Source organism: Achromobacter sp. 2789STDY5608621 (assembly GCF_001299375.1).
Lineage (GTDB): Bacteria > Pseudomonadota > Gammaproteobacteria > Burkholderiales > Burkholderiaceae_B > Achromobacter > Achromobacter insuavis.
The window spans coordinates 60508-76776 of sequence record NZ_CYTU01000012.1 but is presented as its reverse complement, the minus strand read 5'-3'; the positions used below and the strand labels follow the sequence as shown (position 1 = coordinate 76776).

Annotated in this window: 14 protein-coding genes and 1 pseudogene; 10 read left to right on the top strand and 5 right to left on the bottom strand. The window is 69.8% G+C overall.

The window, feature by feature from the left end; genetic code table 11:
• Window positions 1–3 precede the first annotated feature (3 nt).
• The 9 genes from AOZ53_RS14200 (at window position 4) to AOZ53_RS14160 (ending at window position 10731) form a co-directional block, all read left to right on the top strand.
• On the top strand, window positions 4–510 hold the full coding sequence (locus AOZ53_RS14200) for a PaaI family thioesterase (protein WP_054434701.1): 507 nt from the start codon (window positions 4–6) through the stop codon (window positions 508–510).
• 106 nt (window positions 511–616) lie between these two features.
• Window positions 617–2089 carry an amidase gene (locus AOZ53_RS14195; RefSeq protein ID WP_054488276.1) on the top strand — a complete coding sequence of 491 codons (1473 nt, stop codon included), beginning with the start codon at window positions 617–619 and terminating at the stop codon, window positions 2087–2089.
• Window positions 2090–2291: 202 nt separating this feature from the next.
• Window positions 2292–3911, top strand: coding sequence for a methyl-accepting chemotaxis protein (locus tag AOZ53_RS14190; RefSeq protein WP_054434705.1), 1620 nt, complete (start codon window positions 2292–2294; stop codon window positions 3909–3911).
• 6 nt (window positions 3912–3917) lie between these two features.
• Complete coding sequence (locus AOZ53_RS14185) at window positions 3918–4454, top strand: chemotaxis protein CheW (RefSeq protein WP_054434707.1); 537 nt, start codon at window positions 3918–3920, stop codon at window positions 4452–4454.
• The gene (locus AOZ53_RS14180; protein WP_054488274.1) at window positions 4451–5752 is read left to right on the top strand and encodes a CheR family methyltransferase; all 1302 of its coding nucleotides are present in this window, start codon (window positions 4451–4453) and stop codon (window positions 5750–5752) included. Before AOZ53_RS14185 ends, AOZ53_RS14180 begins: the two co-directional genes overlap by 4 nt.
• A complete protein-coding gene (locus AOZ53_RS14175; protein WP_054434712.1) occupies window positions 5745–6410 on the top strand; it encodes a chemotaxis protein CheW in 666 nt (221 codons plus the stop codon). Before AOZ53_RS14180 ends, AOZ53_RS14175 begins: the two co-directional genes overlap by 8 nt.
• Complete coding sequence (locus tag AOZ53_RS14170; protein WP_054488272.1) at window positions 6407–8668, top strand: hybrid sensor histidine kinase/response regulator; 2262 nt, start codon at window positions 6407–6409, stop codon at window positions 8666–8668. Before AOZ53_RS14175 ends, AOZ53_RS14170 begins: the two co-directional genes overlap by 4 nt.
• Window positions 8665–9681, top strand: a complete 1017-nt coding sequence (locus AOZ53_RS14165; protein ID WP_054434715.1) for a chemotaxis response regulator protein-glutamate methylesterase — start codon at window positions 8665–8667, stop codon at window positions 9679–9681. The genes AOZ53_RS14170 and AOZ53_RS14165 overlap by 4 nt, the downstream gene beginning before the upstream one ends.
• Before the next feature lie 36 nt (window positions 9682–9717).
• A complete protein-coding gene (locus tag AOZ53_RS14160) occupies window positions 9718–10731 on the top strand; it encodes a response regulator (RefSeq protein ID WP_054434717.1) in 1014 nt (337 codons plus the stop codon).
• A 15-nt stretch (window positions 10732–10746) separates the two neighbouring features.
• Here the strand turns inward: AOZ53_RS14160 and AOZ53_RS14155 are convergent, their stop codons facing one another.
• The 5 genes from AOZ53_RS14155 to AOZ53_RS14135 all read right to left on the bottom strand — a co-directional run bounded on the left by AOZ53_RS14155 (window position 10747) and on the right by AOZ53_RS14135 (window position 15832).
• A complete protein-coding gene (locus tag AOZ53_RS14155) occupies window positions 10747–12402 on the bottom strand; it encodes an ABC transporter permease (RefSeq protein ID WP_054488270.1) in 1656 nt (551 codons plus the stop codon).
• A gap of 41 nt (window positions 12403–12443) precedes the next feature.
• Window positions 12444–13373: an ABC transporter substrate-binding protein gene (locus AOZ53_RS14150; RefSeq protein ID WP_197286489.1), complete on the bottom strand. Its 930-nt coding sequence runs from the start codon at window positions 13371–13373 to the stop codon at window positions 12444–12446.
• A gap of 43 nt (window positions 13374–13416) precedes the next feature.
• A complete protein-coding gene (locus AOZ53_RS14145; RefSeq protein WP_054434723.1) occupies window positions 13417–14130 on the bottom strand; it encodes an ABC transporter ATP-binding protein in 714 nt (237 codons plus the stop codon).
• Complete coding sequence (locus AOZ53_RS14140) at window positions 14127–15245, bottom strand: porin (RefSeq protein WP_054434725.1); 1119 nt, start codon at window positions 15243–15245, stop codon at window positions 14127–14129. The genes AOZ53_RS14145 and AOZ53_RS14140 overlap by 4 nt, the downstream gene beginning before the upstream one ends.
• A 107-nt stretch (window positions 15246–15352) precedes the next feature.
• Entirely contained in the window at window positions 15353–15832 is a 480-nt protein-coding gene (locus tag AOZ53_RS14135) for an Lrp/AsnC family transcriptional regulator (protein WP_082380495.1), read from the bottom strand.
• A 178-nt stretch (window positions 15833–16010) separates the two neighbouring features.
• Here AOZ53_RS14135 and AOZ53_RS14130 point away from each other — a divergent pair.
• Window positions 16011–16269: pseudogene (locus tag AOZ53_RS14130) on the top strand (methionine gamma-lyase); the annotation flags it as partial.

The following is a 16269-nucleotide window of genomic DNA, read 5'->3' as shown; positions in this document are numbered from 1 at the left end:
CGCATGACTTCCGTTTCGACTCCCGCCGGCAGCGCCGCCCCGCAACGCGAGCCCAGCCTGGTCGAACAGACCGGCGCCGGCCTGGACGGCCTGGCGCAACTGCGCGCCTTGCTGGCCTCGGGCCGCAAGCCGGGCATCCTGGTGTCGCTGGATTTCGATTTCGTCGAGGCCGAGGAAGGCCTGGCGGTGTTCGCCGGCACGCCCGGCCCGCACGCCTACAACCCGATCGGCACGGTGCATGGCGGCTATGCCGCGACCCTGCTGGATTCCGCTTGCGGCTGCGCGGTGCATTCGCGCCTGTCGGCCGAACAGGCCTACACCACGCTGGAACTCAAGGTGGCCTATCACAAGGCCATCACCCGTCACAGCGGCCGGCTGCGGGCGGAAGGCCGGGTGCTGTCGTTCGGCCAGCGGGTGGCGTACGCCGAAGCCAAGCTGACCGACGCCGAGGGCCGCCTGCTGGCGTCGGCGACCTCGACGCTGCTGGTGTTCGCGCGGCCGGCGGCCTGACACGGGGGCGCGGCGCGCTGTGGCGCAGGTTGGTGCTGCGCTCCGCTTGTGCGCGGGGCTGGCGTAGTATCGTCGGCCTGCAACACAAAAAAGAGGAGACAACACCATGAATGCAGCCATCCCGGCGGCCCCCGGCCGCCTGGACGATATCGTCGCCATGCCCGCCCATGCGCTGTCGGACGCGATCCGGCAACGGCGCGTGTCCTGCCGCGAAGTGATGACGGCCTATCTGGGCCACATCGACGCGGTCAACCCCAAGCTCAATGCGCTGGTGGCGCGGCGCGAGCCGCCGGAACTGCTGCGCGAGGCCGATGAACGCGACGCGCAATTGGCGGCGGGGCAGTGGCTGGGCTGGCTGCACGGCATGCCGCAGGCGCCCAAGGACCTGACCGCGGTGCGCGGCATGGTGACCTCGATGGGCTCGCTGGTGTTCAAGGACCAGGTGACGGCCCACGACTCCATCCTGGTCGAGCGCATGCGCGCGGCCGGCGCCATTTTCATCGGCCGCACCAACGTGCCGGAGTTCGGCCTGGGCTCGCATACCTACAACCAGGTGTACGGCACCACGGTCAACCCCTACGACGCTTCCAAGAGCGCCGGCGGCAGCAGCGGCGGCGCGGCGGCGGCCCTGGCCGCGCGCATGCTGCCGGTGGCCGACGGCAGCGATTTCGGCGGCTCGCTGCGCAATCCGGCGGCGTTCTGCAACGTGTACGGCATGCGGCCGTCGGCGGGGCGGGTGCCGTATGGCCCGTCCAACGAGGTGTTCCTCAAGCAGCTGTCGTACGAAGGCCCGATGGGCCGCACGCCGCGCGACGTGGCGCGGATGCTGTCGGTGATGGCGGGGCCCGATGCGCGCGTGCCGCTGTCGCTGGGCGACGATCCGACCGTGTTCGCGCAGTCGCTGGAGGCCGATCTGCGCGGTCGGCGCATCGGCTGGCTGGGCGACTGGGACGGCTATCTGGCGATGGAGCCGGGCATCCTGGACCTGTGCGTCCAGGCGCTGGCCGACCTGGGGGCGGCCGGCTGCCAGGTGGACGATTACCGCGTGCCGTTCGACGGCGAGCGGCTGTGGCGCATCTGGCTGGCCCACCGCCACCTGATGGTGGGCGGACAGTTCCATGCGCTGGTGAACGATCCGCGGACCCGCAAACTGGTCAAGCCGGCGCTGATCTGGGAGGTCGAGGGGCTGGACGGCATGACGGCGCGCCAGGTCTACCAGGCCACCGAGGAGCGCAGCGCCTGGTACCAGGCCGTGCTCGGCATCTTCAAGGAGGTGGACTACCTGGCGGTGCCGTCGGCGCAGGTGTTCCCGTTCGATGCGCAGCTGGACTGGCCCAGGGAGATCGCCGGGCGCGCCATGGACACCTACCACCGCTGGATGGAGACCGTCACGCCCTGGACGCTGGCCGGCTGCCCGGTCATCAGCGTGCCGGTGGGCTTCGGCGCCGCCGGACTGCCGATGGGCATGCAGCTGATCGGCCCGCCGCGCGGCGACCTGGCGGTGCTGCAGCTGGCGCACGCCCACGAACAGGTGCGCGACTGGGTCCAGGCCCGCCCGCCGCAGGGTTTGTGGGGCTAGGGCCGAAATTGACCGCAGGCTTGCGGCCGTTCGCTACGCGTTGTCACACGAAAACACAAGCCCGTGTAACCGGGCTTGGCTTTTTCCCGACGAAGCGGGCACGGAATTGCGGGTTTGCCCTGTTTTTCCGTAGCTGACAGCGCCCGCGTTTGCAATAATTGTCGATTATTTCCACATCCGGTCATGAATGGGGCGTCCCGGTATGAAGAATCTGACATTACGCGAGCGCATCATCGCCAGCTTCCTGGTGATCCTGGCCATCATGGGCTTGATGGTGGTGGTCGATTACCAGCGGCTGCTGCAGGTCGAGGCCGAGGCCAAGTCGATCAACACCGACGCCGTGCCGGGCATCTACTACAGCACCTCGATCCGGGCCTCCTGGTTCGCCGGCTTCGTGGCGGTGCAGGACGCCTTCAATACCGACACCGAGCAGGAGCGCCGCGCCGCGCTGGCGGCGCTGCCGCGCAGCGACCAGCAGCTGCAGGAGAACATCGACCAGTACCGCCGCACGGTGCTGCGCGGCGAAGACCAGCGCATGTTCGAGGAATTCGAGAAGACGCTGCAGGCCTACATGCGCATCCGCGCGGAGATCCTGGACCCGGCCGTGTCGACCGATCCGGCGCGGGCCCAGGCCAAGATCAAGGCCGATCTGCGTCCGGCGTTCTACCTCGGCCGCGACGTGCTGGCCAACATGGTGGCGGCCAACAAGCAGCAGGCCGATGAATCGGCCATCAGCATCCAGCGGGCGGTGGACAAGGCCGAGGTCGGCATGCTGGCGTCGCTGGCGCTGGCGATCATCGCCGCGATCATCTGCGGCATTCTGCTGATGCGCGCCATCGTCAACCCGATGAACAGCATCGTCAAGACGCTGGAAGCCACCGGCGGCGGCGACCTGACGCGCCGCCTGACGCTGTCGCGCAAGGATGAATTCAACGCCATCGAGGGCGGCTTCAACGGCATGGTCGACGAGCTGACCGGGCTGGTCGGCAAGACCCAGCGTTCGGCGGTGCAGGTGGCCACGTCGGTGACCGAGATCGCGGCCACCTCCAAGCAGCAGCAGGCCACCGCGTCGGAAGTGGCGGCCACCACCACCGAGATCGGCGCCACTTCGCGCGAGATCTCGGCGACTTCGCGCGAGCTGGTGCGCACCATGACCGAGGTGTCGAACGCGGCCGAGCAGACCGCGTCGCTGGCCGGCAGCGGCCAGGTCGGCCTGGCGCGCATGGAAGACACCATGCGCAACGTGGTCGGCGCGGCCGGCTCGGTCAACGCCAAGCTGGCCATCCTGAATGAGAAGGCCGGCAATATCACGCAAGTGGTCACCACGATCACGAAGGTGGCCGACCAGACCAACCTGCTGTCGCTGAACGCCGCCATCGAGGCCGAGAAGGCCGGCGAGTACGGCCGCGGCTTCGTGGTGGTGGCGACCGAGATCCGGCGCCTGGCGGACCAGACCGCCGTGGCCACCTACGACATCGAGCAGATGGTGCGCGAGATCCAGTCGTCGGTGTCGGCCGGCGTGATGGGCATGGACAAGTTTTCGGAAGAAGTGCGCCGCGGCATGGCCGACATGCAGCAGGTGGGCGACCAGCTGTCGCAGATCATCCAGCAGGTGCAGACGCTGGCGCCGCGCGTGCTGATGGTCAACGAGGGCATGCAGGCGCAGGCCACGGGCGCCGAGCAGATCAACCAGGCGCTGCAGCAGCTGAGCGACGCGGCCCAGCAGACGGTGGAATCGCTGCGCCAGTCGAGCCTGGCGATCGAGGAGCTGACGCTGGTGGCCAACGACCTGCGCAGCGGCGTGTCGCGCTTCAAGGTCTGACGTTCCATGCCCGACCAGGCCCCGATCCCGTCCGCGGCCGCCGGCGCCACCGCCCGGCGCCGGCTGTACCTGCTGTTCCGCATCGCCGCGGACCGCTATGCGCTGGACGCGGCCGACGTGATCGAAGTGCTGGGCATGCGCACGTTCAAGCAGGTGCCGGGCACGCCGCCCTGGGTGGCGGGCATGTTCGATTGCCGCGGCGCGGCCGTGCCGGCCATCGACCTGAGCGCGCTGGCCGGCGCCGGCGCCGCGACGCTGGTGACCAGCACGCGGCTGGCGCTGGTGCGCTACCGGCCGGCGGGCGCCCACGAGGAACGCCTGCTGGGGCTGATCCTGGAGCAGGCCACCGAGACCGCGCACTATGATCCGGCGGCGTTCCAGCCGGTCGGGCTGGAGACGCCGCAGGCGCGCTACCTGGGGCCGGTGCTGAGCGACGGCCGCGGCATGGTGCAGGCGGTCAAGGTGGCCGACCTGTTGCCCGAGGCGGTGCGGGCGCTGCTGTTTCCGGCCGCGATGGCGTCGGACGAAGGAGCCCGGGCATGACAAGGGTGGATGACTTCAGCGCGGCGCTCAAGCGCAAGATGGGGCTGGACAGCGGCTCCATCGGCAGCGCCGCGATCGAGCGCGCGGTGCGCCACCGCATGCAGGCGGCGGGCAGCGACGACGAGCAGGATTACCTGGCGCTGCTGCAGACCTCGCCGGCCGAGATGCAGCAGCTGATCGAGGCGGTGATCGTGCCGGAGACCTGGTTTTTCCGCTATCCGGAATCGCAGGCGGCGATGGCCTCGCTGGCGCGCGAGCGCCTGTTCGCGCCGGGCGCCGAGGCGCGCGTGCTGCGGGTGCTGAGCGTGCCCTGTTCCAGCGGCGAGGAGCCGTATTCCATCGCCATGGCGCTGCTCGATGCCGGGGTGCCGCCCGCGCGCTTCCAGATCGACGCGGTGGACATCAGCGAGCGCATGGTCGAGTTCGCCCGGCGCGCCTGTTATGGCCGCAATTCGTTCCGCGGCGACAACCTGTCGTACCGCGACCGCTATTTCACCGAGACCGCCGACGGCCATCAACTGGCCGACGTGGTGATGGCGCGGGTGCGCTTCCTGGCGGGCAATCTGTTCGATGCGCATCTGCTGCCGAACGTGCTGCCCTATGACTTCGTGTTCTGCCGCAACCTGCTGATCTATTTCGACGCCGCCACGCAGGAGCGGGCGGTGGCGCTGCTCAAGGGCTTCGCGCGCCGCGACGGCGTGCTGTTCGTGGGGCCGGCCGAGACCAGCCTGATGACTGGGCGGCGCCTGCCGGCGCTGCCCCTGGCGCGCGCCTTCGCCTTCCACGCCGAAGCGGCCAAGCCGGCCGAGCCGGTGGCGCCCGCTGCCTGGACGCCGCCCGCGCCGCGGCCGCTGGCGATGCATCTGTCGGCCCAGCGGCCGGTCCGGATGCCGGCCGCGCCGGCGCCAGGCGCGCGGCCATCCACGCTGGCCCCCTCGCCGCGCCCGTCGCCCGCCGCCGCGCCCGCCAGGCCGGCGGACAGCGGAAACGATGCCGCCTTGCGCGCCATCGCCGTGCTGGCCGACCAGGGCCGGGTGCAGGAGGCCATGGCTCAATGCCGCATCCACCTGGCCGAGCATGGCGCCAGCGCCGACGCGCTGTATCTGCTGGGCCTGCTGCAGGATGCCGGCGGCGACACGCGCCAGGCGCAGGCCGCCTACCGCAAGGCGCTGTACCTGGATCCGACCCACCGCGAGGCGCTGCTGCACCTGGCGGCGCTGGTCGAATCCGAGGGCGACGCGGAAGGCGCCCGCCGACTGCAGGCGCGCGCCGCGCGCCAGGAGGCCCGCCGTGAGTGATTTCCTGGCCAGCCTGGCGGAAGTGGACGATTGCTGGAACCGCATCGGCAGCCGCGGCGACAAGCGCTGCGAGCGCCTGCCCGAGTACGTGCATTGCCGCAATTGCCCGGTGTATGCGGGCGCCGCCAAGCGCATCCTCGACCGCCTGCCGCCGCAGATCGCCGCGCCGGTCGACGGCGCCGCGCGCAAGGTCCAGGCGCGGCTCTCGTCGCTGCTGGTGTTCCGGCTGCAGGGCGAATGGCTGGGCCTGCCGACCAAGGCGCTGGACGAGGTGGCCGGCACCCGCGCCATCCTGTCGCTGCCGCACCGGCGCGATCCGGCGGTGCTGGGCGTGACCAACGTGCGCGGCACGCTCACCGTCTGCGTGTCGCTGGGCCGGCTGCTGGGCCTGGACGGCGCGGCGGTCGACAACGGCCGCGAGCGGCCCGCCGCGGCGCGCATGCTGATCTTCGGCGGCGCGGGCCGCGCGGTGGTGTTGCCGGTCGACGAAGTGGAAGGCATCCACAGCGTGGACCTGGACGCGCTCGAAGCGCTGCCGGCCACGGTCGAAGGGGCCAGCCTGAAGTATTCGCGCGGGGTGGTCCGCTGCGGCGCCCGCAGTGTCGGCGTGCTGGACGAGACCCTGTTGATGCAAGCCTTGGAACGGAGCCTGGCGTGAACCCGGACCAGATGCGCGACGCCTCGCTGCTGGAGCTGTTCCAGCTGGAAACCCGCAATCAGGTGCAGGTGCTCAACAACGGCCTGCTGGCGCTGGAGCACGATCCGACCTCGGCGGCGCAGCTCGAGGCCTGCATGCGCGCGGCGCATTCGCTCAAGGGCGCGGCCCGCATCGTCGACCTGCATCCGGCGGTGCGCATCGCGCACGCCATGGAAGACTGCCTGGTGGCGGCGCAGGAAGGGCGCCTGCGGCTGCAGGCGGCCGACATCGACGCGCTGCTGCAGGGCACGGATCTGCTGCAACGGGTGGCGACGCCGGGCGCCGACCTGGGCGATGCCATCGACGACCTGGTGGCGCGCCTGTCCAATGCCCCCAACGCGCCGCCGGCCGCGCCGGTGGTCGAGCGTGCGCCCAAACCCTCGGACTTCCTGCCGCCGATCCACCAGCCCGACGATCCGCCGCCGGCCCCGCCGCCCGCGCGCCGCAGTTCCGACCAGACGCTGGGCGAGGGCGAGCGGGTGCTGCGGGTCACGGCCGACACGCTCAACAAGCTGCTGGGCCTGTCCAGCGAAACGCTGGTCGAATCGCACTGGATCGCGCCGTTCAGCGCCTCGATGCTGCGCCTGCGGCGCCTGCAATCGGGCGCCGGGCAGGCGCTGGACAGCCTGCGCGCGGCGCTGGCCGGTGTGCAGGTGGACGCCCGCGGCCAGGCGGCGCTGGACGATGCCCAGCGCATCGTCGAGGCCTGCCAGCAGGAATTGATCCAGCGCGCCGGCGAGGTCGACGAGTTCGGCTGGCGCATGGGCCATCTGGCGCAGCGCCTGTACGACACCGCGCTGGCCTGCCGCATGCGGCCGTTCGGCGACGGCCTGGGCGGCATGGCGCGCATGGTGCGCGACCTGGGCCGCTCGCTGGGCAAGCAGGTGCGCCTGGAGATCGAGGGCGATTCGACCCAGGTCGACCGCGACATCCTCGACAAGCTGGACGCGCCCCTGATGCACCTGCTGCGCAACGCGGTGGACCACGGCATCGAGATGCCGATGGACCGGCTCGACGCCGGCAAGCCCGCCGAGGGCCGCATCCGGCTGTCGGCGCGCCACGCGGCCGGCATGCTGCTGATCGAATTGAGCGACGACGGCGGCGGCATTTCGCTGGACCGCCTGCGGGTCGAGGTGGTGCAGCGCAAGCTGACCAACGCCGAGACCGCCGCCCGCCTGAGCGAGGCCGAACTGCTGGAATTCCTGTTCCTGTCCGGCTTCAGCACGCGCGGCGAGGTCACCGAGATCTCGGGCCGCGGCGTCGGGCTGGACGTGGTGCAGACCATGGTGCGGCAGCTGCGCGGCGCGGTGCGCATCCACCAGCAGACCGGGCAGGGCACGCGTTTCGTGCTGGAGATGCCGCTGTCGCTGTCGGTGGTGCGCAGCCTGCTGGTCGAGGTGCAGGGCGACATCTACGCGTTCCCGCTGGCCTACGTCAGCCATGCGCTGCAGGTGCGGGCGCAGGACATCGAGCAGCTCGAAGGGCACCAGCATTTCCGCTTCATGGACCGCCAGATCGGCCTGGTGTCGGCGCGCCAGATCCTGCGCTCGGGCGAGCCGGCGCCGGCCGCCGAGACCCTGTCGGTGGTGGTGGTCGGCGATCACGACCGCCTTTACGGCATCGCCGTGGACCGCTACGTGGGCGAGCGCACGCTGGTGGTGCAGCCGCTCGATCCGCGCCTGGGCAAGGTGCAGGACGTGATGGCCGGTTCGCTGATGGACGACGGCACGCCGCTCCTGATCCTGGACGTCGAGGACATGCTGCTGTCGGTGCAGAAGCTGGTCGAGGGCGGCCGCCTGGCCCGGGTCGACGGCGGCGGCCCGGTGGCGCAGGCGCGGCGCCGCAAGCGCGTGCTGGTGGTGGACGATTCGCTGACGGTGCGGGAACTGGAACGCAAGCTGCTGCTGAACCGGGGTTTCGAGGTGGCGGTGGCGGTGGACGGCATGGACGGCTGGAACATGCTGCGCAACGAGGCCTTTGACCTGGTCGTGACCGATGTCGACATGCCGCGCATGGACGGCATCGAACTGGTGTCGCGCATCAAGGCAGATCCCAAGTTGCAAAGCCTGCCGGTGATGGTAGTGTCTTACAAGGATCGCGAAGAGGACCGGCGACGCGGGCTGGACGCGGGCGCCGACTATTATCTGGCCAAGGGTAGTTTCCACGACGATGCCTTGCTGGACGCCGTGGAAGACCTGATCGGAAAGGCGCGGACGTGAGAATCGGAATCGTCAACGATCTTCAGATGGCGGTGGAAACCCTCAGGCGCGTCATCGCGCTGGAGCCGGGGCTGGAAGTGGCCTGGGTCGCGTCCAACGGCCAGGAGGCCGTCGAGCAATGCGCCCTGGACCGGCCCGACGTGGTGCTGATGGACCTCATCATGCCCGTCATGGACGGCGTCGAGGCCACCCGCCGCATCATGGCTGAATCGCCTTGCGCCATCGTGGTGGTCACGGTCGACGTGGCGCGCCACACCGCGCGGGTGTTCGACGCCATGGGCTACGGCGCCCTGGATGCCGCCGACACGCCGGTGGTCGGCAGCGCCGACCTGCGCAGCGCGGCGGCGCCGCTCTTGCGCAAGATCCGCAACATCGGCTGGCTGATCGGGCGCTACGGCAGCAATCGCACCGCGCTCAGCCCGGTGGCCCGCACCGCGCCCCAGGCCGATCCGTCGCAGGGCTTGCTGGTGATCGGCGCCTCGGCCGGCGGCCCGTCCACGCTGGCGCAGCTGCTGCGCGACATTCCGTTGAGCTTTCCCGCCGGCATCGTGCTGGTGCAGCACGTGGACGCATCCTTCGCGGCCGGCATGGCCGACTGGCTCAATGACCAGATCGCGCTGCCGGTGCGGCTGGTGCGCGAAGGTGAACGGCCGGCGCCCGGACAGGTGCTGCTGGCCGGCACCGACGACCATCTGCACCTGCTGGCCGATGGTACGCTGCGTTACACCGAGAATCCGAAAGAAAGCCTGTACCGGCCCTCTATTGATGTATTTTTCCATAGCGTCGCGCAGCATTGGCGCGGCCTGGTCGTTGGCGTGCTGCTGACGGGCATGGGGCAGGACGGGGCGCGCGGCCTGAAGGCGCTGCGCGAACGTGGCTGCCTGACCATCGCCCAGGACCAGGCCACCAGCGCGGTCTATGGCATGCCCAAGGCGGCCGCCGCGATGCAGGCCGCCGTTGAAATCCGTGCGCTGGACAAGATCGCACCCCGCTTGATCCAGGCGTTTGCCTGATCCGGCGGATATCGCTAGAAATCAAGGAACGAGACTATGCACCCCCCCTTTGACAGCCCGGCCTCGGCCGACCTGAACTCGCACGCGGCCATGGTGCTGCTGGTCGACGATCAGGTCATGGTCGGCGAGGCCATCCGCCGGGCCCTGGCCACGGAGGGCAATATCGACTTCCATTACTGCTCGGACCCCTACAAGGCGCTGACCGTGGCGGTGCAGACGCGGCCCACGGTGATCCTGCAGGACCTGGTGCTGCCGGGCGTGGACGGCCTGAGCCTGGTGCAGGAATACCGCAGCCATCCGGTCACGCGCGACATCCCCATCATCGTGCTGTCGACCAAGGAAGACCCGGCCATCAAGAGCGCGGCCTTCGCGGCCGGCGCCAACGACTATCTGGTGAAGCTGCCGGATTCGATCGAGCTGGTGGCGCGCATTCGCTATCACTCGCGCTCGTATCTGGCGCTGGTGCAGCGCGACGAGGCCTACCAGGCGCTGCGCCAGAGCCAGCAGCAGCTGCTGGAAAGCAATATGGAGCTGCGCCGCCTGACCAATTCCGACGGCCTGACGGGCCTGGGCAACCGCCGCTATTTCGACGAGTATCTGAACGCCGAATGGCTGCGGGCGCGCCGCGATGGCCGCGAGATCAGCATGCTGATGATCGACGTGGACCATTTCAAGTCCTACAACGACACCTACGGCCACATCGCCGGCGACGAGGCGCTCAAGCGCGTCGCCAACACCATCTTCGCCAGCTGCGACCGCTCCACCGACCTGGCCGCGCGCTTCGGCGGCGAGGAATTCGCGCTGGTGCTGCCGGGCACGCCGTCGGGCAGCGCCCGGCTGGCCGCCGAGAAGCTGCGCCGCGCCGTCGAGGCCATGCAGATTCCGCAGAAGGACACCAACGGCGGCCCCTGGCTGACCGTCAGCATCGGCACCGCCACCGCCGTGCCGGCCGCCGACCAGCCGTGCACCGACCTGATCCAGGTGGCCGACCGCGGCCTCTATCAGGCCAAGAACCAGGGCCGCAACCGCGTGGTGCAGGGCCAGATGTAAAACGCCGCCAGGCCGCTAGGCCGACCGGCCGCGCCGGATCGAGGTGGCGGCCAGCATCAGCGTCAGGCTGACGCCGACCGCCACCGCGGCCATGGCCATGCCTTCGCCCACCGAACCCTGCTCGAACTGCCGCCAGACGAACACCGACACTGTCTGCACGCCGGCGGGCGCCAGCAGCAGCGAGGTGACCAGTTCGCGCGAGGCCACGGCGAACACCATCAGCATCGCGGCCGCCAGGCCGGGCAGCACCAGCGGCAGCACGATGCGGCGCAAGGCCGCCGCGGCGCTGGCGCCATGCACCCGCGCCGCCGCCTCCAGGTTGGCGCCGATCTGCGCCAGCGCGGCGCTGACGTAGCGCACCGGGTAGGGCAGCAGCAGGCAGGTGTACGACAGCAGCAGGATGCCCCAGGTGCCATACGGCGAGGCCGGCCAGAACGGCTGGTTCCAGGCCAGGATCAGGCCGACCCCCACCACCACGCCGGGCAGCGCCGCGGGCAGCAGCGCCAGCGTGTCGATGACGGCCGCGCCCGGCACGTGGCGGCCGGCCACGCACCAGGCCGCCAGCAGGCCCACGGCGCCCGCGGCCAGCGCGGTGCCGGTGGCCAGCAGCAGGCTGGTCGAAAGCGCCTGCCAGGCCTCGCCGCCGGCCTGGAACAGGGCCGCGAAGTTGGCCAGGGTCAGGTTGTCCAGCGACAGCCCGGCGGAGACGTGGCGCGTCAGGGCCGCGGCCAGCATCGATGCCAGCGGCGCCGCCACCGCCACCAGCGCGACCGCCGCGAACAGGCCCAGCACCGGCCAGCGCCAGGCGCCGAGCCGGCCGCGCGCCAGCGGCGCGGGCTTGCCGGTGGTGGTCTCGAAGCCGCGTCCGGCGACCAGCGCGCGCTGCACCGCGTAGGCCGTCAGCGCCAGCGCCACCAGCACCAGCGACAGCAGCGCCGCGCCCGGCAGGTCGATGGGCCAGTCCGCCAGGCGCCGCTCGATGGCGGTGGTCATGACGGCGACGCCGGCCTGCGAGCCCAGCGCGGCGGGCACGCCGTATTCCTCGATCGCCAGCGTGAAGGCCAGCAGCAGGCTGGCGGCGATGGCCGGCAGGGCCAGCGGCAAGGTCACGCGCAGGAATGCGCGCCACGGGCCGGCGCCGAACACGCGCGCGACGTCGGCCAGGCGCGCGCCGGTGGCGGCCATGCTGCGCGAGACGGCGAAATACACCACCGGAAAGATCGCCAGCCCCATTGCCAGCGTCACGCCGGCGGGCGAGAACAGCAGCGGTCCGAGATGCAAGCCCGTCAGTTGCTCCAGGTAGCCGCGCGGTTGCAGCGCCATGGTCCACGACAGCGCGGCGATGTAGGGCGGCAGCAGGAACGGCACCAGGAACAGCAGGTCCCAGAGCCGCGCCAGCGGCACCTGGAACAGGCCGCGCAGCGCACCCAGCGGAATGCCGATGAGGGCGCTGACGGCGGCCACGCCCAGGCCCAGCTTGAGCGTGCCGCCCACCAGCGTCAGCGCCGCCGGCGTGGCCAGGGTGGCGGCCCAGGCGCCGAAGGGATTGCGCAGCGAGCCTTCGGCCAGATGGGGAAAGACGGCCTGCAGCGCGACGAAGGCCATCGGCAGGGCGACGAGCACGCCCAGGGCGGCCACGGTGATGGCCGCCAGGAGAAAGACGCTTTTCATGGTCGGGGTGGGGATGCCGGACGCGCCGGCATCCCGGCCTGTCAGTGTTGGCCGAACAGGCGCGCGAAACGCGCCAGCACCTCGGCGCGCGAGGCGCCGGGCGCGGTCTCGGGCAGCAGCGCCAGGTCCTTGAACAGCGGCCGCTTGCCGGCCACGTCCTGGCGCGCCGGCATCAGCCAGGCGTCGGCGACGGCGCGCTGGCCGTCCTCGGACAGCACGTAGTCGATGAACTGGCGCGCCTGGTCGGGCGCCTTGGTGGTCTTCAGGATCATCATCGGGCGCGGCGCGATGGCGGTGCCGCTGGACGGGAAGATCACCTTGATCGATTCGCCTTTCTCGACGCTGGCGTACGACACGTAGTCGACCGCGCCGAACACCGCCGCCTTGGCGCCCTGCAGCACTGGCGTCAGCGCCTGGGCGTTGGGGCCGGAGATGGTCATGCCGTTGTCGCGCAGCGTCTCGAACAGCTTCCAGGCCGCTTCGCCCTGGGCGCTTTGCAGGCCCAGCAGCAGGTCGAGCGAGGCGCCCGACAGGGCCGGGTCGGGGGTGGTGACCTTCTGCTTGAACTGCGGGCCGGTCAGGTCTGACCAGTCGCGCGGTTCGGGCGTGCCGCTGCGCGAATTCCAGACGATGCCCAGCGCCGAGATGCCCTGCGCCACGTAGGTCGGGGTCTTGAAGCGGGCCGGCACCTGGGCCGCGTTGGGGCTGTCATAGGCCAGCAGCCAGCCGCGCTGGTCGAGGTCCTGCGCGGTGTCCCACGAGGCCGAGATCAGCACGTCGGCGCGCGGGTTGGCGGCCTCGGCTTCGAGCCGGGCCATGACCTTGCCGGTGGTGGCCTGGAACACGTCGACCTTGATGCCGGTCTTCTCCTGGAAGCCGGCGGCCAGCTGCTTGATCAGGCCGCCGGGGCCCGCGGTGTAAACGGTCAGCGCCTTGGCCTGGCCCGAGGCCAATCCGAACGAAAGCGTCATAAAGAACGTGGCAAGTAGTTTGGAAAGAGGTACGTGGGGCATTTTAGGCAGAGTCCTGGGGTTTGGACATCACGAGGTCGGCGATGCGGCCGTGTTCCATGCGGGCGATCGTGTGCGCCAGGGCATGGGCTTCCTCGTGGTCGTGGGTGACGTAGACGGCGGTGGTGCCGAGCCGGCGCAACAAGGCGCCGATTTCGACGCAGAGCGATTCGCGCAGGGCCCGGTCCAGGTTGGACAGCGGTTCGTCGAACAGCAGCACGCGCGGCCGCGCCACGATGGCGCGGGCCAGCGCGACGCGCTGCTGCTGGCCGCCCGACAGTTCCGAGGGCCGGCGCGCGGCGTGCTCGCCCAGGCCGACCAGGGCCAGGGCTTCCCGCACCCGCGCCGGCCGCTCGCGCCGGGCGACGCCGCGCATTTCCAGCGGAAAGGCGACGTTGCCGGCCACGCTCATGTGCGGCCACAGCGCGTAGTCCTGGAACACCATGCCGAGGCCGCGGCGTTCGGGCGGTTCGTGGCGCTGCGCGTCGCAGACGACGGCATCGCCGAAGGCGATGCTGCCGCCCTGCGGCCGCAGCAGGCCGGCGAGCGACTTGAGCAGGGTGCTCTTGCCGCAGCCCGACGGACCCAGCAGCGCCAGGACAGTGCCCGCGGGCACGTCCAGGTCGACGCCATCCAGCACGGTGTGGCCGTTGAAGGCGTGGCGCAGGCCGCGCACGGCGATCGCCGTGCCGCCCGCGGAAGGTTCAAGCGCGTTCAAAACCGGTGCCGCAGGCCAAGGTTCAGGCCGAACTGGTTCTTGCCCGGCTCGACGTTGGCGCCGTACTTGCCGCCGATCAGGCTCTGCGCCGACTTGTCGTCGTTCACCGCGTAGGCCGCGACGGCATAGACGGTGGTGCGCTTGGACAGGTCATATTCGTTGCCCAGGACGAACATGGTGGACTTCTGGCCGGTGCCGGCGGCCTGCGCGGCCGGGCAGACGGCGTTGTTCATGTCGTCGCAGACCGAGTCGTTCAGGTGGTACACGGCGAACGACAGGCGGTTGTTCGACACCGGCAGGTAAGTCACGCCCAGCCAGGTCAGGTTGTTCTTGTAGTTGCGCTGCGTCAGCTTCTGTTCCAGCCAGCGGTAGCCGGCATAGACCTTGACGCCTTCGAAGTCGTACGACAGGCCCGCGACGATGCGGTCTTCGCGGTTGTCGCTGTTGGCGCCCTTGGCCGGCTTGTCGGCGTTCTTCGAGTGATACAGCACGCCGGCGTCCAGGCCGCCGGACTGGTAGCGCACGCCGCCGCCGATCATGCGGCCCAGCGTCTTGTCGTCGAACGACTGCTCGTTGTTCCAGCCGAAGCTGTAGTAGCCGCCGACGGACACGGGGCCGAACTTGCCGACGTACATCACCGCGTTGTCGGTGCGGTCGGAGAAGGCGGCGTCGGGGCGCTTGATCGAGAAGTTGGCGTTGTCGAACGGGTTGTACTTGCTCATCCAGTCGATCATGAGCGTGTTGTGGCGGCCCAGCGTCAGGCGGCCCAGGCTCTTGCTCGACAGGCCCACGTAGGCCTGGCGGCCGAACAGGCGGCCGCCCTGCATGGTCTGGCCGTTGTCGGAGTCGAAGCCGTTTTCCAGCACGAACACGGTCGACAGGCCGTCGCCCAGGTCTTCGGTGCCGCGCAGGCCCCAGCGCGAACCGCTGAGATTGCCCGTGCTCATGCCCGTCTTGCTGTTGCCGCCGGGACCGTTGCTGAGGTATTGCAGACCGGTGTCGATCAGGCCGTAGAGCTGGACCGAACTGGAGGTGGCCGTCGCCGCGAGGGCGGGGGAGAAGCTGAAGACGGACAGGCAGGCGCCAGCCGCCGCGATGCGGAGAGTCGATTTCATAACAGGAAGTCCTCTTTGGGATTCAATCGGAATCGACACTCTAGGTACGGGTCGCTACAGCTTCGTGACACTCCTTGCGGTTGTGGTTTTTCGGCGATGGGCGCGGATCACAGGTGCAGCTTGGTCGACGACTTCACTTCGTGCATCGACAGCGTGCTCAGCAGTTCCTTCACGCCGGGCAGCGTGCGCAGCCGGTTGCGCACGAATTCGGAGTAGGCGTCGAAGTCGCGCGCCACGATGTGCAGCAGGTAGTCGTGCTGGCCGGTGGTGTTGTGGCAGGCCAGCACTTCGGGCATGGCGGCCACGGCGGCCTCGAACGCGTGGCAGGTCTTCTCGGTGTGGTTTTCCAGCGAGATGCTGACGAACGCCACCACCCCCATGCCGAGCGCGCGGCGGTCCAGGATGGCCTGGTAGCCGCGGATGACGCCCGAGCTTTCCAGGCGCTTGAGGCGCTTCCAGCAGGGCGAGGCCGACAGCGACACGCGCTCGGCCAGTTCGGCGTTGGAAAGCCGGCCATCTTCTTGAAGGATTTTCATGATTTTCCAATCGATCGCGTCAAGTTGATGTAACAAGGCAGTCTCTTTCATGGTTTCAAGGCTATGGGAAACGATATTTCCCATTATCAGGTTCCTGAAGCATAAATGGAAAGAATATTGTGGCCGGACGCGCCCATACTCCCTGCATCCCCCGGCCGGCGGCGCTATCGTGTCCGAACCCGTGATACCGCCGTCCGGTAGGCCGTCATTCCCCCTTGAGAGGCACACCATGAGTTATTCCAGCTATCACAAGAAAGACATCTCAGGCCGTCCCCTGCACGCCGAAACGCAGATGATGTCGTACGGCTTCGACCCGTTCCTGTCCGAGGGCGCGGTCAAGCCGCCGGTGTTCCTCACCTCGACCTTCGCCTTCCGTTCGGCCGAGGACGGCGCCGAGTTCTTCGACCTGGTGTCGGGCCGCAAGCCGCTGCCGCAGGGCGAGTCGGCCGGGCTGGTGTACAGCCGCTTCAACCATCCCAACCTGGAGA

Coding starts and splice junctions, on each gene's coding strand:
- AOZ53_RS14135 (WP_082380495.1), bottom strand. CDS start 15,832: ATGAAAGAGACTGCCTTGTTACATCAACTTGACGCGATCGATTGGAAA.
- AOZ53_RS14140 (WP_054434725.1), bottom strand. CDS start 15,245: ATGAAATCGACTCTCCGCATCGCGGCGGCTGGCGCCTGCCTGTCCGTC.
- AOZ53_RS14190 (WP_054434705.1), top strand. CDS start 2,292: ATGAAGAATCTGACATTACGCGAGCGCATCATCGCCAGCTTCCTGGTG.
- AOZ53_RS14200 (WP_054434701.1), top strand. CDS start 4: ATGACTTCCGTTTCGACTCCCGCCGGCAGCGCCGCCCCGCAACGCGAG.
- AOZ53_RS14160 (WP_054434717.1), top strand. CDS start 9,718: ATGCACCCCCCCTTTGACAGCCCGGCCTCGGCCGACCTGAACTCGCAC.
- AOZ53_RS14185 (WP_054434707.1), top strand. CDS start 3,918: ATGCCCGACCAGGCCCCGATCCCGTCCGCGGCCGCCGGCGCCACCGCC.
- AOZ53_RS14150 (WP_197286489.1), bottom strand. CDS start 13,373: ATGACGCTTTCGTTCGGATTGGCCTCGGGCCAGGCCAAGGCGCTGACC.
- AOZ53_RS14180 (WP_054488274.1), top strand. CDS start 4,451: ATGACAAGGGTGGATGACTTCAGCGCGGCGCTCAAGCGCAAGATGGGG.
- AOZ53_RS14155 (WP_054488270.1), bottom strand. CDS start 12,402: ATGAAAAGCGTCTTTCTCCTGGCGGCCATCACCGTGGCCGCCCTGGGC.
- AOZ53_RS14195 (WP_054488276.1), top strand. CDS start 617: ATGAATGCAGCCATCCCGGCGGCCCCCGGCCGCCTGGACGATATCGTC.